The following is a 23325-nucleotide window of genomic DNA, read 5'->3' as shown; positions in this document are numbered from 1 at the left end:
TTACTTTAGCTCCTTTTGCTGACCTTCGATGGCAGTAAAAGCCAGCTGCTGGTCGAGTTCATAAATCCGCTCCATCAATTGCCACTTTTCATTGGCCGTAGCCTCCCGGCTGGTTACCTGAAAACGCGAGACAAAAGCTTCCCACTCAGCCTGCCGGGGTTTTCCGGCCAATTCGGCCATCGCGCGGTCGTGATCAAAATCCGCCACTGTATCCATGATCATGAACAACCGGTTTTCGTGAATGTAGATTTCCATGTCCAGAATGCCAACGTCTTTCATTCCCCGGGATATTTCAGGCCAGGTATTTCCAGGTGAATGCACGTGTTTATAGGCTTCGATCAGCTTCGGATCGTTTTCCAGCAACAAGGTTTTGCAATACCGTTTAAATTTCATTTCATTACTGTTTTTCACAAAAATCAGTTAAACCAACTCACCATACAAGTCCTTTTGCACTTGCTATAGCCGCAAAGCTTTGCGCAAAGCTTTGCGGAACGGAAAAAATGTTTTTAAACACAGAGCCGCAACCCGGACCGTTCATTCCAACAGACAGAAAAGCTATCTTTGCTGAGCGAGTTTTGAATTATGGGCAACAGACACACCTCCTTAAAAGATTTGGCCAGGGAACTGAACGTTTCCATTTCCACCGTTTCGCGCGCCCTGAGAAACCACCCGGACATCAGCCCGGAGATGCGTGAAAAGGTAAAACAGTTGGCCAATCTCCGGAAATACAGTCCGAACCCGCTGGCCATGGGTTTGCTGAAACAGGAAACGCGGATGATTGGCGTAATTGTCCCCGACCTGGTGACCCATTTCTACGCATCCATCATTTCGGGGATCGAAAGCCTGGCAAAAGAAAAAGGCTACTTCATTTTAATAGCCAGCTCAAATGAATCGGCGGAAAAAGAAAAGGAATCGATTGAAAATTTACGAAAAGCCCGGGTGGAAGGATTGCTGATTTGCCTGAGCCAGGAAACCACTGACACCGGTCATTTTGAGAATCTATTGGAGCAAGGAATCCCGCTTGTTTTTTTCGACCGTGTATGCTTGCAGGGTCAGATACCAACAGTAACAGCCGACAATGCGGAGGCTGCCGGTAAAATTACCCGCCATTTTTACGAACAAGGTTACCGCCGAATCGCATTTATCTCCGGGCCGGAACAACTCAACATTTCACGCGAACGCCTGGCTGGTTACAAGGCCGGGTTAGAGGCCTGCAACCTTCCTGTTGACCCTGATTTGATTGAACGATGCAACCTAAGCCACGATTCGGCCAGACAGGCAATGAGCCGCCTGCTGAAACTGCCGAATCCACCCGACGCGGTTTTTGGCATCAATGACACGGTGGCTTTTGCCGTGATGAAGGAAATAAAAGAGCACGGACTTAGGATTCCCCGCGACATGGGCTTGGTGGGTTTTACCGATGAATTTCATGCGACCGTTGTCGAACCTCAATTGACCTCCATCACCCATCCAACCTTTGAAATGGGCCGGAAAGCCGCCGAACTTTTCTTTGACAAAATCGAAAAGAACGCTCCACCCGAAACCATCATCCTTCAAACAAAACTGGTAGTCAGGGAATCATCGGCCAAGCATTCTGACTGAACCAACAGGATAAATTACCGGCCTCGGAGCACCAGTCTGCGCCCAAGCGCTGAGTATCCTGCTACTGTTCCCTACCCAACCCGATGATTACAACGGGCCAACCATCTTCTGTCCACTGTATTTCGCGAACGTGGCCCACCAGAAGGACATTTGATGCATTTATTCCGGGCACACTCCCGAGCAATTTTCGCTGAGAGACATAATACCATTATTTCAACCCGGTTTCCTGAAACACGCAACAATGCGAAATTCCAACCACCCGGTGTGATTATTGATTTCCGGGGCTTCCAGGGCTTGCCAGCCGTTGGTTGAAATGTTCCCACGGCCAGCAAGCTTTGAAAACCAAGCTATTCCAGCAGGTAAATAATACATTTACTCATTCCATTGACGCCTAAATATCTAGCGAACTATCTTACCCTTTAGCATGGTAAAAGAGTGCGGTGGAAATTGATAGGTAAATTGTTCTGCTTTTTTTGTTTTTACAGCTTCTTTCTGAACGGTTTCAACCGTCGTTTTATCGAAGTCGTTTTCTGCTTTGATATCCGGACCATTCACTTCGTAAACCTCAAACTCGCCATCAAAAAGTCCTTCCTGCGAAATAATATCGGTTGCAATGGCTTTGTCTTTGTGGCGGTTAATTACGGCAATAACAACTTCGTCATCGTTGTATGATACTGCAACATCAAGATAAGGCACATCATTTTGTTGTGTGGCTTGTTCAGCCAGTCCGAGGTAGAATTCATCGGTGTCATAGGTATCGCAATCCACATATACATCGAGCGCAGTTCCGAACATATTGTTGGCAAAAAGCTGAAGCGGATAGTAAATAGTTTGCTTGAACATGCCGTCTTTTTCAGCAAAAATAGGTGCGATAACATTTACCAGCTGTGCCATGTTGGCCATTTTTACAATGTCGGCATTGCGGATGAAGGCATTCAGAAACCCTGCGATAACCAACGCATCTTCGAGGTTATAGCGTTCTTCCAGGGCGCGTTCGCCAGTCATAGTTTCATCCTGGCGCCAACGGTACCAAATGTTGTACTCGTCCCAGGCAATGTAAATCGGTTCGCGGTCGCCTCGGTCGGCTTTTTCCATTTCACGCTGTATCATTCCCTTTACCACCTGTGTACGTTCTTCCAACACCAAGGGCGAGGATACAAAATTATAGTAATTATCCTCGTGGTTCCCCACATACATGTGCAGGGCGATGTAATCCACCACGTCGCGTAATTCGGCCAGCACCGTGGCATTCCATTCGTGCGGGTCGTTATTTGGCCTGAAGTTGGAAGCACCGGCAGCAATCAGTTTGATGTTCGGATCGGTCAATCGCATCAGCTTGGCGGCTTCGCGGGCTTTTTTGCTGTAATCTTCAGCATTCAGGTGTCCCATCTGCCAGAATCCGTCCATCTCATTTCCCAAACTCCAGTATTTGATGTTATGCGGTTCGGGATAACCGTGCTTTTTGCGGAGTTCGGCATAATACGGGCCTTCTTTCACGTTGCAGTATTCAACCCATTCCTGGGCTTCTTTTATGGTTCCTGTCCCCAGGTTTACAGCGAAATACGGTTCCGTACCCAATTGCCGGGCGTAGTCGATAAACTCGTTGGTCCCAAACTGGTTGGTTTCCAGGCGTGCCCAAGCCAATTCCATCCGAGCAGGGCGTTCCTCTTTGGGGCCGACACCGTCTTTCCAGTGGTAGTTTGAAACAAAGTTTCCACCCGGATAACGCGTTAGCGGAATGTTCAGCCCTTTGGCGGCTTCCAGTACATCGGTGCGGATTCCATTTTCATCAGAATGCGGAGATTCGGGATCGTAAATACCGCCATACACACAGCGGCCAAGGTGCTCCACGAAGTTGCCGTAAATGTTGTTGTTGATCTCGCCGATTTGGCGGTCAATGTCAATTTTAATCCTGGCGTTTTCCTGTGCAAACAGAGAGCCCGAAAACAGCAGGCCTGCGATGACCAGATTCCGTAATTGTCTTATTTTAAGTTTCATATTCGTATATTTTAGTTATTTCTGATTCAGTTTTGAACAACAGGCCAACCGTCGGCATCCCATTGTAATTCTTTGATGATAAGTTTTGGCCGTCCTTCGTCATTCGCGTCGTAACCATGAAAAATCAGGTAATCTTTTCCGTTAAACGTGTAGGTTGAATTGTGTCCCACACCGTACCAATTCTTATCGCCTTGCAGCAAAATGCTGCCTCCTCCCGTTGCCATGTTTTTTCCTTCTTTATCAAGGTAGGGGCCGGGAATCGATCCTGAGCGGCCGACAATCATCTTATAGGTGCTGTTCACTCCTTTGCAGCAATAATCGATAGACGCGAACAGGTAGTAATACTTTCCCTTTTTAAAGATGAACGGCGCTTCAATGGCATTTCCACCCGCATCAACCGGATTGTTGTCAACAGAAGGCGGATTCGGTTCATCAGGCGATTTTTTGCGCGAGGCAATGGTTGGAACCATGTCCATATCTTCGGCCGGGGCAGTTGCATCTGCGTTCATTTTCACCAGTTTCAAGCCGTCCCAAAACGAACCCCAGGAGAGGTAAGGAGTACCGTCATCTGCCACAATTAAATTGGGATCGATAGCATTCCAGTTGGTTTTACCCGGGAACGACTGGATCACTTTTCCGTGATCGACCCATTCAAATTCAGGATCGGCCGGATCCAGCGTTTTATTGGTTGCCAGTCCGATACAGGAAGTGTTTTTCCCGAAGGACGAAACCGAATAATAGAGGTAATATTTCCCGTTGAAAAAGGAAATATCGGGCGCCCAGATGTGGCCTTTGAAATCTTTAACTGATTCGGCAGCCCATTGGGGTGCTTCTGAAAACACAGGTTTTTCGCGGGTCCAGTCTTTCATGTCTTTTGACGACCAAACACTGATTCCCCAACCGGTGCAAAACAGGTAATAGGTATCATTCTGCTGGATCATCACCGGATCATGAACGGTCGGGGCTTGTGCATAAAGTTGCCCCCCCATGGCCAAGCCGAGAAGGGCGAAAACCAAACGTCTTAGTGATTTCATTTGTCGTTGCATGCTTGTTCGTATTATTTTTTCATTTTGCCCCAATAAGTCGCATTCAGATTTTTTTCCGTTCCGGCATACACAAAGGTGACCACGCGCGGGGTTGCATCCCAATCCACTTCACGCTCAACACACACAATTACATTGCCCAGAGTGAGCTGCTTTTTAGCGGCATCGTAGCTCCAACTACCGGTCAGTGCCCCCGACATGGTGCCATTGGTATTGAGGGTCAGCGAAGATGCGCTATTTTGCTGGCCATAGGTGTATTGCAGGTTGATGTGCTCCCAGGTTCCTACAAGCGAATCTTTAGTTATTGTGCCGTAATCGGGTACGGCGGCGTAACGTTCGGGCAAGGCTATCGGCCACAGGTTATTGGGCTCGCCTGCGGAGGCCGGGCACCACACAATGCGGCGTACATGCCCCATCATAATGGCATTGGAGTAGGCATTTCCGCCAACATTCACCGGCAAACGTCCCTGCGACATATAGAACCAGTTGTCGGTATCCTCCTCCTTGAAAATACAGCAGTGCGCGATACCCACCCATCCGTAGCTCAGATTGAATTTATAAGGATGGGTAACGATGGGATAGCAATCGCCACGGCCATTGGTAAAGTTGCGACCGGTGATGTCGTAATAAGGTCCTTCAATGTTTTCGCTCCGAACTACCCGCGTGTTGTAAGGTACATCGAGTCCGTCGTAGGCCATAAATAAATAGTAGTAGCCGTCTTTGTAGATAACTTCGGGCGCTTCGCTGCCCTGCCAGCGCGAACCGTCAGTGCGTGTGCCAATTCGTACACCATAGCGGGAAACCAGTTCACTTGCACTGCTGGCATAGGGCTCACCGAGTTTGTTGAAAGGCTTACCGGTTGTTGCATCGACTTCCAACAGGGCAAAGCCGCTATGCCATGAACCATGTATCAGGTAATGATCACCCTCGGGTGTGACGATATAGGTTGGGTCGATGGCGTTGTAGTAGAAATAGGCGTTCCAATCGTTTGTACTGGAGCGGCTGTAGTCTAGTCCACGATCCGATGATGAACAGGTCACATAGCCCTTGTCTTCCCATACCGCTCCGGCGGGATCGGTCGATTCGCACATGCCAATAAAAGCACGTTCGGTCCAGCTTCCATCAAAGTTGGCCGCAGTGTTGGCTTTACCGGTTTTGATGTAGTTATCGATAACAATGCTGTAGTACATGCGCAAAATCTCATTTCCCCCAACGCTGACGCGGCGCACTACCGGTGCCCAGTAGCCGTACTGTATATCGTCAGCGGCAATGGCTTCAAGCCCCATGCGCGAACGGATGGCATTGAGCGAGTCGGCGACCCAGCTGGGTGGATCGTAAAAAGGCCCGCCTACCCATTGCCAGTTTACCAGGTCTTTTGAACGTTTGCCCTGGAAATGTCCGTGTCCTTCGTGGGCATTACCGTATGAGGCATCGGTACCGTACATGTAGTAGTAGCCTTTGTAGTATGCCACCGAGGGGTCGTGCACGTTAGCCAGGTTCCACTGGCTCCGGTTCGCCCACGATGATATGGATGAATAATCGTCGGCATAGCTTGGAATGGTGAAATCGGTATCGGTGCCGGTATCATCATCTTCGGGCTCAAAGTCTTCGTCCTTGCACCCCGCAAACAATAGCGCTGCGATGCTAACCGATAAAAACAGTAAATTCTTTAGTTTCATGTCTGATGTGTTTTCATAGTTAAAAAGACTTCCTTATCAGCAATCTAAAAAACTGCGGACAAGGAAGTCTCTGATTTCAGAGAACAAGTATTAATCTACCACAGGATGTACAGTATAACCTTTTTCAAAGAAAGCAGGTCCGTTATCTTCATTCTTGTTAGCCGAATTACCGACCAGGTTGGGGTTGGCATTCAGCGTAGATTGATAAATCGGGAAATATTCATGTCCCGGATAGTAGTACTGGAACGATGAACCGCTGGCGGTTTCGGCAGTTAGCTCATCGGTATTAGCCGTGCCATCAAGCTTATAATAAGCATGTTCAACCAACTGATTCAGACGACCGGAATTGTAGAAGAATCCCCAACGGAGCAAGTCGATGCCGCGACCATTTTCGCAACCGAATTCTTTCGGGCGTTCAACGTTGGCGATTTGTTCGAAAAGCGCTTCTTTCGACGTAAAATCAGCAAGTTTAAGATCCGGCAGGGCAACACGGTTACGCACCTCGTTAATGTAATCGATAGCAATTTGAGTTGGACCATTGATTTCATTTTCGCATTCGGCAGCGCGCAGTAAAACATCGCTGTAACGCATCAGGCGCAGGTTGACACCACATTTCAAGCCGTTTGTAATCGAACTGTAGATGTTGTTTCGCGCATTGGTAAACTTAGCGATTGATATACCTCCCTGAGACGTGTTTGATACCGGAGTTGCGGTGATTTCCTGTTGATAAACAGTATTGCTGCGAGGGTCTCCATCCGGATAAGCTGCCGTTTTCAGTCCGTTGTAACTGTTATACTCCGGCTCGTAGGTAACCAATGTCCAGTATAAACGCGGGTCGAGGCGACCATCGGTACTGTTCTCTTTTTTAAACAGGTTATATAACCAGGGTGCACCGGCCAAGTCGCCCCAGCTTCCTAGTTGCTGCGATGCGTAGTTACTTTCAACAGCATGGCCCTGAGTAGCTTCCGAGCTAATGTTTACCGGAGTCCACTCTTCGTCGGTACCACCAGTGCCATAGTCCATAAATTGAACTTCGAAAAGGCTCTCCGAGTTATTTTCATAGGCCGAACCTTCCCGGAAGTTGTCACCATAGTCGGCTGTTAGTTCGTAATGTCCAAACTCACCGGCGATGATGTCTTTCAGAACATCATAAGCTTCCGTAAATTTATGACGGAACATTAGCGCACGCGCCAAATAACCGGCAGCAGCGCCGCAAGTAGCACGGCCTTTAGCCCATTCGCCACCTTCATCGCGCGATGGCAATATCTGCATCGCTGTTGTCAGGTCGACCTCTATTTGGTCGAACACCTCGTCTTGCGTGGCATTGGCAGCAAACATGGTATTAATATCCGCATAATCCGTATAATCAGAAAACAACGGAACAGTCTGGTAATAGGTAGCCAGGTTATAGTACGCCAAAGCCCGGAGGAATAGCGCTTGTCCTTTTATCTGGTTATAAGAATCTTCCGACATCGAAACGCCGTCGACTTTCGCCAAGACAAAGTTTGAGCGGTTTACAACATGGTAGTTATCGCGCCACATCCACTGGTCACCAATTTCGATGGTACCCGGTGAATTGAGGTTATCGTAGTTGATATACCACTGTTGCGATGAGTTCCAAACTTCGTCGCCACGTACAGCATCCATCGTGTAGCCAACGCGGGCAAAAGTACCTTCGAGGCGGATCCGGTTGTAGCAGGCAATAACAGCTTCTTGTAATTCTGACTCAGAATCGCCAAAATCGTAGGTTGTCTGGCTGTTCGGGTTCGTAACATCAAGTTGGTCATCGCAGGCAGTCATGCCACCGATAAGCGCCAATAGGGTTAGAATTATATTTAAACGTTTCATAGTGTTACCCAATTTTTAGATTTTGTAGTTAGAATGACAAGTTTACACCGAACATGATGGTCCGTGGTGTTGGATACGAAGCATAGTTGTACCCCGGAGTCATGGTACCTCCGGCAAAGTCGACGTTGTAACCTTTATACTTCGAGAATGTTGTCACATTCTGAGCTGATGCATACATCCGGACACCGCTGACATAACCACCAAACCACTTGTCGGGGAAGTTATAGCCCAACTCGATGTTGGCTATTTTCAGATAAGAGGCATTTTGGATGAAACGCTGGCTGAACAAATCGTTGGTGATTGAACTTGACGTCTTGTAGGCGACACGGGGCACATTGGTGTTTGTGTTGTCTGTTGTCCAGGCATTCAATAAATCAACGCTTTTATTGAGTGCACCGTATGAGCCACGTAAGGTGACATCAAGAAAATCGACTGCTTTGAATTTGGCTGCGCCATAAGTCGAAACGCTCAAGTCAAAACCTTTGTATTCAGCACGTAAATTCAAACCGTAATGAATCTTGGCGAGACCGCTGCCCAGGAAAGTCTGGTCACCTTCAAGGGTAATTGTACCGTCGTTGTTCACGTCTTTATACTTCACATCACCCGCTTGTGCTCCGTTCTGTGTCACTAATTCGCCTTCATCGTTGTAATTATTATCGATTTCCGATTGCGACTGGAAGATACCTTCGGCAACCATGCCGTAAAATTCACCCACTTCACGGCCGACCTCTGTACGGCTGTAGCCACTGGTAATCGGATTATTTAAAACACCCAACTTGGTTACTTCGTTCGTCAGGGTCGATAAGTTGGCTGAGACATCAAACTTAACAGCGTGATCGCGATTGTGGTAAGCAAGCAGGAATTCCAAACCGGAGTTCTCCATGGTTGCTGCGTTCATCTTTACCGTTGCGTTGGTAACACCAGCCTCCGCCGGAACCGGCACATCATAATGAAGGTCGTCCGATATTGCCTTGTAGTAACCAAAGGTAAACTCTAACTTATTGTCGAACATCGCCAGATCGAGGCCAAGGTCAAGCATCTTCTTTTTTTCCCATCTAATCGTTTCGTTTACATAGTTTGAAATTGATGAACCGGTAACTTTATCGTTGCCAAAGCTATAGGTATAGTCATTTCTAAACATCGTAAGCATGTAGTCGTATGGGCCAAGGTTCGAAATATTACCCAATTCACCGTAGCTGGCGCGAATCTTCAGCAGGTTAATCGTCGATTCGGCTACCGGGAAGAAGTTTTCACGTTCGATACGCCAACCTCCTGAAATAGACGGGAACCAATCCGCACGGTCGGCAGACGAAAGACGACTGGAAGCATCTCGACGCACGGTTGCCGAAAGCAGGTATTTCTCATCAAAATTGTAATTGATACGACCGATATACGACGCCAGCCCACTTTCGCTTTCATAGCTTGTTGCATCACTCTCCTCGGCATTGTTCAAATGCAAATAGTATGGTTCGGACATGGTATAGCCTATGCCTGTAAGGATGTATTGGTAATTGCGTTCAAATGTTTGACCAACAACCATATTGACTTTGCTTTTGCCGAAGCTACCATCGTAGTTCAGGGTGTTTTCAATCAATCCATCGCTGTAGTTAACAGTCTGATGTGTCAGTATCTCACTGCTTTTTGACAAGTAGTTTGTTGTACTCTGGATAAATGCCGGTACGAAGGTCATGTTTTTGACCGAGGTTTTGCTCTGCGACAGGTTCAGGTTATAAGCAAACTTGTGATTCTTGCTTTTGATACCCAACATATCCATCAAGTCAACGTTGACAGAACCGGTAGCAACAATGCGGTCAACTTTCGAATTTCGTTTCAGCAAACTATTGGTGAGCAAAACGTTGGTTACACGCAAGTCGCCATGAACGTCGTCATAATACGTACCAAAACCGTACGAGTCGTAGCTGTATTCTGATGCAGCCGAAATCTTGTCGTCTAGCACCCAGGTCGATTCATCGTACGCTTTAATCGTTGGAGGTGTAATCAGGGCCGAAGCCATGACCGGATATTGCGCACCATATAAGCCCGCTACGTACTCGTTGGCGTTACTGAGAGCCATATTGTCCTGATCGCTGTGGCTATACACGATGTTCGTTTTGATTTTGATAAACTTAACATCCATCGCATTGTTGACACGGGCGGTGTAACGGTCGAAGTTAGGCCCCGCACCTTCCATTGTTCCTTTCTGCCCGTAGTAGTCAAGACCGATGTTGTACGTATTGTTTGCACCACCTCCGGAGAGGTTGATGTTGTGATTCTGACGAACACCCGTTTTGAACGCTTCTTCGAACCAGTTGGTGTTCACCAATGCTTCACCGTCAGCTGTATATAAATAGTTGTCACTAAACGGATCGTACCCGCCGGGAACATCCATACCGCTGTTACCATAGGCCATTTTGATGTATTCACCATATTGCCTGGCATCCATCACATCGTACACATCTTTCTGCACCTGGTCGAGACCGAGATAGCCACTATAGTCAACCTTCATGGCCTGGTTCTTTTTTCCCTGCTTGGTGGTGATGATAACTACACCGTTAGCAGCACGCGAACCATAGATGGCAGCTGCAGAAGCATCCTTCAATACCTGAAGGGTTTCGATATCGTTTGGCGAGAAATCGCGGATGGTTGTTCCCATCGGTACTCCATCAATAACGTAGAGCGGAGAGGTGCTGCCGAATGAACCGATACCACGAATACGAACTGTAGGGTCGGCCCCCGGTTGTCCGTCGGTTGTAATTTGAACACCGGCAACTTTGCCTTCGAGCATGGTTGAGATGTTCGAGTTCGATACTTTCTTCATCTCTTCGGTGTTGACAATCGCAACTGAACCGGTGAGGTCAACCTTGCGTTGTGTACCGTAACCCACTACAACAACTTGCTCAAGTCCTATCATATCCGAAATCAGGGCAATCGTGCCAAGTTCCGTTTTTCCGCCAACGCTTACTTCCAGGTTTTTGTAACCTACAAACGATACGACCAGCGTAGCATCAGAAGAAACAACAAGGGTGAAGTTACCATCCATGTCGGTAATGGTACCATTGGATGTACCTTTTTGTATTACGGTTGCGCCTGGAAGCGATTCGCCGTTTTCGTCAACGACTTTAGCTTTTACAGTTATGTTGTCTTGTTGAGCCATTGGCATCTGGGCGGCATTGCCGTTACCTTCTGCGTATGTTGCCGTTGCGAATGCCAGCAATCCCAACAGGAATAAATAAAAACATTTCATAGTATAAATTTTTTTATCTTAATGATTATTCGACAATTACGAGATAAGCCCCCTCTAATACGAGTGCACAATTCAGATCAGAACTGTCAACTGTTATACCCGCATATTTTTGGAAATGTGTTTCGCCGTTGGCATAAGTAACAGTGTAAAGTATATCTGCAGTATTGTCACCATTATTAGTAACGGTGATGGCCACCCTCGAACCACTTATATTTGAGGTGAATGCATCCCAATTCCAGTCATTTGTGAGGGTAGCTGTGGCATAACCAGTGCCCCATCCGAAGTTGTCCATCCGAACCACAGCATTTTCAGTCATGTCAGCTTTGCGAAGAATTGTACTAGGGCTGTTCCAGTTCGCCAGACCATTGGAGTAGCAGTACATGATGATTGTCTTGCTCGAACCTGATGCAACTGTATAGTCATCAGAGAATGCCGTCCACCAAGCGGTAGAGAAGTCAGTGGCACCTACCTGACCTATTCCCTTTACAAGAGTTAGCGGGCAAGTTGTAGTAACTGTACTTGTTGCACCAACATAAGAAATAACAGCGCTTTGAGCACCTTCGGCAGCCGGAATCTTGCCAAACTGAAGCGTTTCGTTGGGTAAGACGCCTGTTGTACCGTCTGAATAGGTAGCTGTTACGGCAATACCTGCATTGTTGAATATGATAGAATCGCTGTTATAGAAGTAGTATGTGGTTATGTTTGGCAAAGTAGTAACCTCCAGACTTTGAACAGAGTTGGTTACTTCCAGCGTATAGAAGGTTGATACAGCCTCGGTGTATGCGCCTTGCTTCGTTTTGCTATAAGCCAGAACAACTGTCTTTTCTCCAAGAGTTGTCATATCAGGAATAACATTGAATGATATATCTGCAGTATCAACTTGCGCAGAAGATCCGTCAGCGTAAGTAACTGTTGCGGTTGCATTACCCCAGAAGTCTTCATTACCTAATTCAACAAATGCAGGAGCTCCGTCAACAACGATTGAAACCGGATTAACATCTTCTACCACCGTAACTTTAGAAGGAATAAGGTATGCTTTTTTCATCTCAAAATAGCTGCCATCACAAATTAGGAAAGCTGTAATATCGGCAGTGGCAGAAACCGGTTGCTGATAGGTTTGAACCAGCTCTACACCATTTGTTCCAAGGGCAGTGGCTGTTACAAATACATTGCCGGTAGCCGAGTGGTCAACTTCGAGCGTAACAGAAGCACCTTGCATAGTCGTGCGGAAGTCGTTCCAAATATCGCCGTCCCCGTCCGTGTCGGGATAATTTTGGGTAATCATGGCTCCATCGTAAACATAACCTTCATCCACCATACCACCACCCCAGCCGTAAGCATCAGAGCGTAGAACAAAGTATTCCGCATAGCCGTCGGCATCACGATCTGCTATTTCATTGGCGACAGCAAGATTCCAGTTATTCCAGTTGTTAACACCGGTACCATGGTTAACAAACTCTAAATGCAATAACTTGTTTGCAGGAATGGTGAAATAATCAGAGAAGTAAGCCCACCAACCGGCACTATTATCTTCAGGTCCGACTATCGCTGTAGCGATATTGAGGTAAGTCGTGTCACCGGTATCGATACTTGCTTTCGCAGCCGCAATTGAGTCGATCCTGCTCTGCAGGTCAGATGGCGCATCAATTGAATAAGGATCCAACTGCTCGCACCCAACTAAGCTTAGTGCTGCCAAAAATGCTGCGCACAAAGCCCACCTTGTCAGTTTAGTTGTTTTCATAAAGTCAAATTTGATTAAGTTCATTTTTTTATAACTATGTCTGTGTCTTTAGTTTTGTAACCTAAGCCCTGATTTAGTTTCTCGATATGGGCGGTTACCAGGTTTTCCTCGTCATCCGACAGTTCGATGGTACTGCCATTCCCTATTTACATGATCAGATAATGTAGTTACTTGTTCCATTTTTTGCGTTGGTTCAATCTGAAGCATTCAACTGTACCAAATCAACAGTTATTATTTCCGGCGGTCCCTTTTTGGGTTCGTCGCCGATCTTCGGATCAATGTCTTTTTTTATTGTGACTTTTTGTACTACAAACGAGTTTGTTTGTAGGATAAATAACAGACCTGCAAAAGAAAAAAGCAGGAGAAGACAAACAGCTTTTGGAGTCCTCATAAGTTTGGTATGTTTAGTTATTTGAAATACGTCAACCGTAAAAGTATGGTTGCTTAAAACAGTTGTGGAGGACAAAAGGATATTTCAAGTGGACAAAACAGGAATTCAAAGACACACCCACCCAAACAAAACAAAAACAAACACTTAAGGGAATACTAATTTGACGAAGAAAACTCAGAAGGGCTCATTCCATAGAACTTTTTAAAGATGCGGCTAAAATATTTTGGATCGTTGAACCCCACCTGAAAGGCGATATCGGAGATGGGCTGTTTGCTTTCGCGGATAAGCACAACTGCCTTTTTCAGTTTGAAGGAGTTGATGAAATCGGTAATATTCAAGTCGGTGATTGCCTTAATTTTTTTAAACAGGAGGCTTCGGCTGACAAACATTTCGCTGGCGAACTGGCTGGCCGAGAAATCGGGATTTTGGTGAAATTTTTCAAGGATGCTGTAAGCCCGGGACAAAAACTCTTCGTCCACCGAATTGGTGGTCAGATCCGAAACCGCGTTGTCCTGCGGGCTGCTGAACATCTTTTTCAATCGTCTGCGGCTTTCAATCAGGTTGACCATCCTGGCCTGAAGTACTTGCAAGTTAAACGGTTTTGGCACGTAATCATCGGCGCCCGACTCCAGCCCCTCAATCCAGTTTTCCACCATCGCCTGCGCCGTTAGCAAAATTACGGGGATATGGCTGGTTTGAATGTCCTTTTTCAGATGACTGCACAATTCCAAACCATCCATCAGCGGCATCATCACATCGCTGATAATCAAATCGGGTGAGTATTTTCGTGCCATCTGCAGACCATCTTTCCCATTTTCGGCACCCAGAATCCGGTAATCAGTTTTCAATGTTTGTGTCAGGAACGAGCGCAGATCGAAATTGTCTTCCACAATCAGCACCAACGGTTTCGACCTTTTCTGTTCATCTGCTTCTTCCTGCTCCGTTTCGTTGACAAACACCATATTTTCGAGCAAAACGTCCACCCGACCTTGCAAATTTACTTCTGCAGGCACAACCGTCTGATCTAGTTCCTTTTCGTCGAACTGGCCGGGCAAATAAGGCAAGCGCACCAAAAAGCGACTTCCTTTTCCGGGTTCACTCAGTACCTGGATATGACCATGAAGGGCCTGCACCAGCTCAAGAGTCAGCGCCAGCCCGATGCCAGAACTTTTCAGACTGGTATTCTTTTCGGAACGAGCCTGGTAAAAACGTTCAAAAATGAAGGGTAAATGCTCCGCTTCGATACCGGGGCCGGAATCTTTCACCTCGACACACACATGCGGAGCTGGTAATTCAGCGAAAGTTCCTTCGGCGGCATAGAAAACCGTCATACTGACCATCCCTTGTTCGGGGGTGTACTTGAAGGCATTCGACAACAAATTGTAAAAAATGTTCTCCAGCTTTTCGGCATCAAACCAGGTTTCAGCAGGTGGATCGGCAGCCAGAAACCGATAGTCGATTTTTTGGTGTTGGGCCAAATCGGCAAACGACTCAAAAACCTGAAAAAGAAACTGTTTCAGATCGCCTTTCGCTACACGAAGGTTCATCTTCCCGGTTTCCAACCGGCGGAAGTAAATCAACTGGTTGATCAGATGCAACAGGCGCTGGGCATTCCGGTTGATGATTTTCAGTGTGTTGACCGTATTTTTATCTTCCTTCAGGTTGCGCATCAACTGCTCAAGCGGGTCGATAATCAGGGTGAGCGGGGTGCGGAATTCGTGCGAAATATTAGTAAAAAACCGCAAGCGCAACTGGTTCACCAGGTTTACCTTTTCGTTCAGCTCAATCAACTCATCACGCTGCTGAGCAATTTTGGTGTTCTGAAGTTCCAGTTCCACCTTTTGCCCTTCAATCAACCGCTGCCGTTCTTCCAGCTGCTGGTTGGTTTTTTGCAGACGAAAAGCTTGTTGTTCCAGCTTTTCCTTTTGTTCTTCAATTTTCTCGGTTCGCTCTTTTACTTGCTTTTCCAGTTTCCGTTTCTGCTCTTTGAGAAACCGGACCCGCATACGAATATAGGCCATCACCAGCAAGGTAATCGCCAACACAAAAATTACCCGAAACCAGGCTGTTTGCCAAAAGGGCGGATGAACCACAATTTTCAAGGTAGCTTCTTCGTCAGACCAAACCCCATCGCTGTTGGATGCCTTTACCCGGAAAGTATATTCGCCTCCCGACAGGTTGGTATAATTGGCAAAACGCCGGGACGCGGGAACCTCGACCCAATTTTGGTCAACACCTTCCATTTTATACTGGTACCTTACCTTTTCGGGCAGGAAATAATCGAGTGCCGAGAATTCGATCGAGAATACAGCATCTTTATACGAAAGTTCCAATCGTTCGGTCATGGTTACCGACAGAGGCAGAATTACTTTCGAATGGTATTTCTGTCCAATGTTTACCGGGTTATTGAAAACCGAAAACTCGGTAAAAACAGGTTTAACATTTTTCTCGTATCGGTCAATTTCAGAAGCATTGAAATAGTTCAGTCCTGAAATCGAACCAAAATACAGGTTCCCTTCCGCATCGGCATCCGAAGCCGTCCAATAAAACTGGTCGCTCAGCAACCCATCTTTAACAAAGAAGTTCTGAAACTCCTCGGTAAGCGGGTTAAACTTCGAAAGGCCCCTGTCTGTGCTTAACCACAAATTACCCTGCAAGTCCTCTTCAATGGCATACACAACATTGTTGCACAAGCCTTCTTTTTCGGTATAACGAATGAATATTTCCTTGCCGACCTCGTTCTGTTCGTACCTGCAAAACCCATTGCCGTAAGTACCTATCCACACGTTTCCTTGGCGGTCCTCGTGCAGCGAAATCACGTAATTTCCTGCCAACGAAAGCGTATCGTCTGCATTATTAAAGTATGACCGGGAAGCAACCTCAACAAGGTCGTCCCTTGTTTTCAGTTGAGCGGCATCCAGCCGGTAAAGTCCGTGACGTGTACCAATCCACAAATGACTTTCCCGATCGAGGAGCAGGCAGCCTACTTCGAACGGATCAGGAACTTTCATCCTTTCGTGCAGATGCACAAAGCTTTTTTGATCGATATTGAACAGATCGAGTCCGCCAAGTGTTCCCACCAGAAGCTGCCCGTCGCCCATGCCGATCACTGATGATACAAACTCAGAACACAGGCTGTTGGCAGAATCCGGATCGAAGTGGAAATTTTCGAAAGTTTTTTCCTTTTGCGAAACAAGACGGAAAAGACCGGCTCCCCAGGTTCCCAACCAAAGATTTTTACGGCCATCGCGGTAAATCGAAGTAACAAAATCACTCCCTATGGAGGCCGGATTGTTAGCGTCAAAATAGAAGCGCTCCACTTGTTTTCCCATCCCGGTAATGCGATTCAGCCCACCTCCGGCCGTTCCTACCCATAACACATCGCCTTCGTTATAAATGGAGTTGATGGTATTATGGCTCAGACTGTTCGGGTTGGCCCGATCGTGACGCAATGAAGCAAAAGGCTTTTGGTGGATGTTGTACTGATTCACGCCACCTTTGTCGGTACCAATCCAAACATTACCCTGCTCGTCGGCCAGCAGCGAATTAACAAAGGGATTGTTCAGGTTTTCCTGATCGAAAAAAGAGCCTTTCACCTGAAAAAATGTACGGTCGGCAGGATTAAAATAATTGAGCCCGCCCAATGTACCAACAATCACATTACCAAGCGGATCCTCGGTAATAGCAGTAACAGTAAGATGATCCAACGCCCCGGGATAATTCACCTGCCCCGAATAGTAATAAACGGCAGTTATATCCGGTTCGTACTGGTACAAGCCAACATCAGTACCCACCCAAATCGTATTCTTCGAATCAATGAAAATACAGAAGATATTGATATTCTGAAGTGAATACACCAGCTCGCCAAAAGACGGATTTAGCGCCAATTGGCCTGCATCCATCACGGCAAGACCGCTTTCAGTACCCACAAAGGCATTGCCTCCGGCCAAAGCCATGCAGTTGATGTGCCTACCGGGGAATAAACTGTCATCCAGCTTTTGCGGGACCAACTGTCCACCGTCGCGGCTGATTAACCACATGCCGTAGTTCTCGGTACCTACCCACAAACTGCCGTGTAGGTCATACGCCAGGTGATTGATGGTCATGGAACCAAAAATTTGCTCCAGGTTCCCGGGTAGATCAAACCGATCGGTGCTGAAATTAAAGTGGGCCAGGCCTTTGCCGGTACCGATCCAGATATTTCCATCCGGATCTTCACACAAGGCATGGATGAAATTATCGTGCAGTCCATCAGGATGTGTATCCCGTTTGTAGGTTTTAAACGAATAACCATCGTAACGACACAATCCGTTCCAGGTACCAAACCACATGAAACCACGCTTGTCCTTCAGGATACAATCAACCGTGTTTTGAGGAAGCCCTTCGTTGGCTGTGAGATACTGAAACTTATACTGCGATTGGAAAGCGGCACCGATAGCTGGATTGGCAGTAAGTAACAAACCCATCATCAGGCAGGTCAGCAATCGTATAGATACCGTTTCTTTCATCGTTTCCAAAGATAATAGAAAGGGAAATACCGCTTGCCTGAACCAGCCCAAAAATCACGGAAACGTGGATGCCGAAAGACATAAAACAAGATAGGCTGCCAAAAGAGACAGCCTATCCGAAAAGAATATCTAATTGACTTTTAACAATATCCGATTAATTCTTTGTTCTGCCAGTCCACCAAACGGGTGTGTCATGATCATTTTTATTTGCGACAGCAGCATAATTATCCGGATTGGTCGTTTCTTCACTTGAAGGATAATAAAACCGCTCCATCCAAATCCACTTTGATGAAACCGGGGCTAAAATACCGTAATCCTTCTGTAAACGGCGGGTCTCACTCCAAATCTCCCAGTAATTAAGAATATTTAAGTGTGCCATTTTCTGATAAAAGATTTCTTTGATCTTATCATTACTATCCAGATTACTAAAGGCATCTGATTTGTTGTCGAGAAACGCACCAATGACTGCAACAGAAGGTTTCGGATATTGCGATCCGTCCATGATGTTGGCAGGAATTGGAGGAACAGATGTGACACTAAATTTATTCGTCCTGTTTACCTCATAATACCAGTCGATTGATTGCGAAATTGCCTTTCTGTATTCACTTACAGGATCGACACTTCCGGCTACTTCCGGATATCTGATTGCCGCTTCGGCCAACAATAAATGAGTTTCGGAAGGCGTAAATGACGGGTATTTCATATCGAAATTGAAATAGGTAATCTTATTATAAAATGAAAAATAAGGCTCCAGGTGATCATCATAGTTCCAGTCTTTCGCATTTGTAATACGTTCTGCATCGTATCCCAACTCTGTCATGTCAGCCTCGATATTCGGATACTGGTCATTTCCCCAAATATCGCAACCAACATAGTCTCCAAATTTGTTAGGTTGAAAAACAACGTATAGTCTTGGATCCACTTCTTCTTCCGGTGTTCCGGGACCTTTGTAGCCAAAAACATCACGAAGGATAAAACGAGGAGCATGGAAGTTGTACCACATTTCCATTACTGCGCGGGGCCAATACCATTCCATGACGTGGGCATAATCTTTTTCTGCCATGCCAATCAAATCTTCTGTTTCTGATACAACCGGAAGATTATTCCCAACAATATCGCCAATTACTTCCTTCGCTTTGTTCGGATCGACATTACTTAAACGCATGGCCATTCTCAATCTCATTGAGTTTGCAAATTTTCGCCATTTCAAAATATCACCGTTGTTTAAGATATCATGAATCTTAAACTTCTCATGCGCAAGTGAACTATTTAAGGTGGTGTTTGCTAATGCAGTTTCTATTTCTTTCAGTTCATTCAGTAATGTCGTGTAAATATATTCCTGAGTATCATATTTGGCCCAGAATTTATTTTCATAAGCACCATTTGCTTCAGAAAAAGGAACATCATCATAGATGTCGGTCAAACGCTGGAACATGAATGCCTTGACAACATTGATGCAGTGGACATAAACTTCGTAGTTTGCTTTTTCCTCTTCCGGCAGTCCATTCAACATGAGGTTAATTACTGGGATATTCTTATTGAAATCGACGTATGTTTTATTAAACTGCGTTTCTCTCAAGGTTACCCCCGACCAGCCAGTCCAGGTTGTAACACTATTGTCAGGCTGATTGTTGTAATAAGCATACGGGAAGGTTCCCAAGCCCAATAGCCGGTTAAACGCGCGGCTTTGGTGGTATCCCGGTCCATATTCCATTCGGAATAGTTCAGTTGGCTGAAGAGCGCCGGTAAACAGCATCTCAAAACTGGGCTGCGTTTGTTTTTCAGGGTTATAGAATTCTTCTTCCAGTTGGTCCTGGCATGAAGACAGCGCAATAAACACTCCGCTAAACAGAATGAGGATTGCTTTCCTACTGAATATGTTTATTAATTTATTCTTCATTGTGGTAATTTTTAAAATCCTAATTTTATTTCACAACCGATACTTCTTACGCCGGGAATACCGGAATACTCGGTAAACTCATTCGTCCCGGCATACGACTCGGGAGTAACGTTAGGAACAGCTTTATACAAGTAGGCCAGGTTGTTCCCAAATACAGACAGTCTTACGTTGGTCAGGAACGATTTCTGTAAAAGTTTTTTAGGTAATTCATATCCCAAAGTCACCCGGCGGAATGAGATGTAATCGCTTTTGTAGATCGCATCCTCAGCGATATCCATACCTCCCTGCCAGTATGTTCTTTCGTAGTATTGCTGCGCTGAAATTAAGATGTCATTTTGTGCCCCATCGGGTTTTACACCAGGTAAAATTACCCCGTCGTGCAGAATGAAATCATATTTGGAATCAGTAGGAGCGGCAGCTGAATGAGAGTCAAGTGGAATAAGCTGGTTACTTGTATTTACATAATATGGACGCCCCCCACGAGCCTCATCCCGGTATTTTAAAGATTCAGTACCTGTTCCGTTTCCTTTTAGGTACATATTGGTTTGAGAGATCAATGTCCCTCCAAATTGGAAATCGAAGTCAAAATCGAGGAACAAGCCTTTAAAGGAGAAATTTGTATTGAATCCTCCGGTAATATCAGGAATCTGTTTTCCAACTTTCTTTTGCTGTTCTTTATCAAAATCGTAAACACCGGTAGATGTGTTAATCACCAAATTACCATTGTCGTCGCGCTTCCATGGGTTGATATAAATCTCGCCGTATTCGCCACCAACCCGGGCTTCCATCTTCGCGCCGGTAATGCCCCATAACGGAAGGATTTCAACTCCTTTCGACAGCTCAATGATTTTGGTATTGTATTTTGCCAGATTTAAGGTTGTTTGCCACTGGAAATCTTTTGTGACAAGCGGTTTCCCGGTTAACTGCAACTCAAGCCCCGAGTTCTCAATATCCCCGGCATTCACAATAATTCTATTAACGCCTGATGATTTCGGCACATTCAACCCGATGATTTGGTCATAAATGTTTGATTTAAACCAAGAGAAATCAACCGACAAACGGTTTCCTTCGAAAAAGCTCATCTCGAAACCAACCTCAAATTCACGTTTTCTTTCTGGTTTCAGGTTTTCAGGAGGCAATTTCCCTTCAGCGAGACCAGCTTCAAAATCAGCCGGAGGCATATCTGATGATGCTGTTGCATAAGGAATTCCGCCATAACTGTTTATGTCAAAGGCGAGGTTTCCGAAATAAATCGGCCCTGGGCGTCCAACATCAGCAAACGATCCTCTTAGTTTCGCATATTTAATTACATCCGGCAATTCCAATGTTTCGCTGGCAATCCACGAGAAACTTGCTCCGGGGTAAAAGTAACTGTTGTTTTTCGGTGGTAAGATCGATGACCAGTCGTTTCGTCCTTGAACCTCAATATAGAGCTGATCTTTATACGAAAGCTGGGCAGAAGCCAGAACTCCATACAGTACACTTGATCTCCTACTGCCCCAACCTTCTGATTTTACATCATTACTACTGTTTGACAAGGAAAACCAGTTTTCGACAAGGAAATTTGTAGTTGTTGACATGACATTGCGATCGGAAAAATTCTCGTAAACGAATCCTACCAGACCACTAATACCAAAATCGTCATTAATCTTTTTATCGAAATTTAGATAGGCATTGTTGTAAAAGTTGATGATATTCCTTTCGTCAACAGAATAAAAGCCTTGGTAAGCATCTTCACCTAAAGGTTTGATCACCTTCTTTTTAACTTCGTTAAGTTTTCGCGTCATATCAAAACCTGAGCGAAGCGTAAGTGATAACCAGTCCGTAAAGTCAATTTCTAAATTAATCGATTGCAAAAGGTGGTGCCTGGTTTCATCAAAATCATTTTGGGTTTGATTCCAATAATATGGCGCACCCAATGATCCGACTAAAGCACCTGCCATTTCTGCTTTATTCCTGTCCCTGAAATACCAGTAGATTCCTGTTTCATCGGTAATATGCTGTTCCCATAACTCCGTTTTCATATCACGGTTGATACCGAATGTCACCAGACCATCCTGCATCCTAAACGGGGCATTATGGTTGAATGTGTAGTAATAATTACTGATGTAGTTAGCTCTTATTTTATCTGAAATATTCAATTTACCGTTGAAGCTGAAGATATGGTTATCTTGGTATGCGCCAAGAACTGTACTTTCAAAATTTTTATTGGTGTACCCGAAACGAATATTCCCCAGTTCGCCGGCATTGGATAGTGAAAACCCATTTGTCCGTAAATGCCCTGTTTTAAATATATCTTTATGATTGTCCGGTTGAGGGGTATATGGTCTCATTACACCATCCCACCATAAAATCTTGCGCCCATCCATCCTTGGTCCGAATCCGGCGCCACCATCACTATAATATACTGGCGTAAGAATGCCATTTACATCTTTGTATTTAAATCCATCGGCATCTGTTAATTCGGCATCTGGAGTCGCATACCCCACACTGGATCCAGATCCGAATTCGTTTTGAAGCTTCGGCAAATAAGCAACATTGTCCCAGGTATAGCTGGAATTTACCTCAATACCAAGCCCTTTTTTCTTTGAGCCAGATTTAGTTGTTATTAACACAACGCCATTTGCCCCTGCATAACCATATAAAACCGAGGCTTTTGCACCTTTCAGGATTTCGATAGATTCAATATCTTCAGCATTGATGTCGTTGATTCCGGTTCCTTTATCGCGTCCGGTTCTATCGTTCCCACTTGTTCCCGTATGTTCATCAAAAATTGGAATCCCGTCAACAACAAACAATGGTCGGGTAGATGATGAAGATGTCAATGATACCGAATTTCGGATGTTAATGACCATACCGCCGGTTGGTCCGTTTGCAGTCCCGGAAACCCTTACCCCGGATGCTTTACCGTAAAGTGAAGTCAATGGGTTAATAGGAATCCCTCCTTTAACCAATTCATCCGATTTAATGGAACTAACAGAATAACCGAGTGCCTTTTTCTCCCGTTTGATACCCAATGCAGTAACAACCACTTCATCCAAACCGGTAGTTTCAGGGTGCAAAATAACATCGTAAGTCATTGAATTCTGAGCTGTGTACTCATGAGCTTGCATCCCGATGAAAGAGAATACAACAACTGCCCCTCTTTGTACGGAAATAGTATATTTTCCGTCAATGTTGGTAACAGTTCCGCGCGTAGTTCCTTTTTCGAGTACGGATACTCCGGGAAGTGGCATTCCATCTTCAGATCCGGTTACGGTTCCTGAAAGATTGACCTCTTGGGCCATCAGGATGCCAACTCCCATAAAAAGTGCGACAAAAGTTGTCAACCACCTTTTAGACAAGTTTAATTTTCGATTCATAAGCATAAT

At 45.6% G+C, this 23325-nt stretch carries 11 protein-coding genes; 1 reads left to right on the top strand and 10 read right to left on the bottom strand.

Annotated elements, in window-relative coordinates; translation table 11 throughout:
• Window positions 1–393, bottom strand: a complete 393-nt coding sequence (locus tag N2K84_RS09765; RefSeq protein WP_282591618.1) for an L-rhamnose mutarotase — start codon at window positions 391–393, stop codon at window positions 1–3.
• A gap of 189 nt (window positions 394–582) precedes the next feature.
• Here N2K84_RS09765 and N2K84_RS09760 point away from each other — a divergent pair, with 189 nt between their 5' ends.
• The gene (locus N2K84_RS09760) at window positions 583–1602 is read left to right on the top strand and encodes a LacI family DNA-binding transcriptional regulator (RefSeq protein ID WP_282591617.1); all 1020 of its coding nucleotides are present in this window, start codon (window positions 583–585) and stop codon (window positions 1600–1602) included.
• Between the two features lie 399 nt (window positions 1603–2001).
• Here the strand turns inward: N2K84_RS09760 and N2K84_RS09755 are convergent, their stop codons facing one another.
• From N2K84_RS09755 to N2K84_RS09715, 9 genes are all read right to left on the bottom strand, one after another.
• Window positions 2002–3600: an alpha-N-arabinofuranosidase gene (locus tag N2K84_RS09755; protein WP_282591616.1), complete on the bottom strand. Its 1599-nt coding sequence runs from the start codon at window positions 3598–3600 to the stop codon at window positions 2002–2004.
• A 26-nt stretch (window positions 3601–3626) separates the two neighbouring features.
• On the bottom strand, window positions 3627–4646 hold the full coding sequence (locus N2K84_RS09750) for an arabinan endo-1,5-alpha-L-arabinosidase (RefSeq protein WP_282591615.1): 1020 nt from the start codon (window positions 4644–4646) through the stop codon (window positions 3627–3629).
• 11 nt (window positions 4647–4657) lie between these two features.
• Window positions 4658–6322, bottom strand: coding sequence for an arabinan endo-1,5-alpha-L-arabinosidase (locus N2K84_RS09745; RefSeq protein ID WP_282591614.1), 1665 nt, complete (start codon window positions 6320–6322; stop codon window positions 4658–4660).
• Window positions 6323–6412: 90 nt separating this feature from the next.
• Entirely contained in the window at window positions 6413–8170 is a 1758-nt protein-coding gene (locus N2K84_RS09740) for a RagB/SusD family nutrient uptake outer membrane protein (protein WP_282591613.1), read from the bottom strand.
• Between the two features lie 28 nt (window positions 8171–8198).
• Window positions 8199–11414 carry a SusC/RagA family TonB-linked outer membrane protein gene (locus N2K84_RS09735; RefSeq protein WP_282591612.1) on the bottom strand — a complete coding sequence of 1072 codons (3216 nt, stop codon included), beginning with the start codon at window positions 11412–11414 and terminating at the stop codon, window positions 8199–8201.
• Window positions 11415–11439: 25 nt separating this feature from the next.
• Window positions 11440–13155, bottom strand: coding sequence for a hypothetical protein (locus N2K84_RS09730; protein ID WP_282591611.1), 1716 nt, complete (start codon window positions 13153–13155; stop codon window positions 11440–11442).
• Window positions 13156–13701: 546 nt separating this feature from the next.
• Window positions 13702–18054: a two-component regulator propeller domain-containing protein gene (locus tag N2K84_RS09725; RefSeq protein ID WP_282591610.1), complete on the bottom strand. Its 4353-nt coding sequence runs from the start codon at window positions 18052–18054 to the stop codon at window positions 13702–13704.
• 154 nt (window positions 18055–18208) lie between these two features.
• On the bottom strand, window positions 18209–19954 hold the full coding sequence (locus N2K84_RS09720) for a SusD/RagB family nutrient-binding outer membrane lipoprotein (protein WP_282591609.1): 1746 nt from the start codon (window positions 19952–19954) through the stop codon (window positions 18209–18211).
• 11 nt (window positions 19955–19965) lie between these two features.
• On the bottom strand, window positions 19966–23241 hold the full coding sequence (locus tag N2K84_RS09715; protein WP_282591680.1) for a SusC/RagA family TonB-linked outer membrane protein: 3276 nt from the start codon (window positions 23239–23241) through the stop codon (window positions 19966–19968).
• Window positions 23242–23325: the final 84 nt, after the last annotated feature.

Origin of the sequence: Gaoshiqia sediminis (assembly GCF_025907915.1) — a bacterium.
GTDB lineage: Bacteria > Bacteroidota > Bacteroidia > Bacteroidales > Prolixibacteraceae > Gaoshiqia > Gaoshiqia sediminis.
Note: the sequence above shows the minus strand (reverse complement) of the source record. Positions and strands in the feature narration are given on the sequence as shown.

What these genes read in the sequence shown, in the direction of transcription:
- N2K84_RS09765 (WP_282591618.1), bottom strand. Translation starts at nt 393, where the DNA reads ATGAAATTTAAACGGTATTGCAAAACCTTGTTGCTGGAAAACGATCCG.
- N2K84_RS09760 (WP_282591617.1), top strand. Translation starts at nt 583, where the DNA reads ATGGGCAACAGACACACCTCCTTAAAAGATTTGGCCAGGGAACTGAAC.
- N2K84_RS09755 (WP_282591616.1), bottom strand. Translation starts at nt 3,600, where the DNA reads ATGAAACTTAAAATAAGACAATTACGGAATCTGGTCATCGCAGGCCTG.
- N2K84_RS09750 (WP_282591615.1), bottom strand. Translation starts at nt 4,646, where the DNA reads ATGCAACGACAAATGAAATCACTAAGACGTTTGGTTTTCGCCCTTCTC.
- N2K84_RS09745 (WP_282591614.1), bottom strand. Translation starts at nt 6,322, where the DNA reads ATGAAACTAAAGAATTTACTGTTTTTATCGGTTAGCATCGCAGCGCTA.
- N2K84_RS09740 (WP_282591613.1), bottom strand. Translation starts at nt 8,170, where the DNA reads ATGAAACGTTTAAATATAATTCTAACCCTATTGGCGCTTATCGGTGGC.
- N2K84_RS09735 (WP_282591612.1), bottom strand. Translation starts at nt 11,414, where the DNA reads ATGAAATGTTTTTATTTATTCCTGTTGGGATTGCTGGCATTCGCAACG.
- N2K84_RS09730 (WP_282591611.1), bottom strand. Translation starts at nt 13,155, where the DNA reads ATGAAAACAACTAAACTGACAAGGTGGGCTTTGTGCGCAGCATTTTTG.
- N2K84_RS09725 (WP_282591610.1), bottom strand. Translation starts at nt 18,054, where the DNA reads ATGAAAGAAACGGTATCTATACGATTGCTGACCTGCCTGATGATGGGT.
- N2K84_RS09720 (WP_282591609.1), bottom strand. Translation starts at nt 19,954, where the DNA reads ATGAAGAATAAATTAATAAACATATTCAGTAGGAAAGCAATCCTCATT.
- N2K84_RS09715 (WP_282591680.1), bottom strand. Translation starts at nt 23,241, where the DNA reads ATGGCCCAAGAGGTCAATCTTTCAGGAACCGTAACCGGATCTGAAGAT.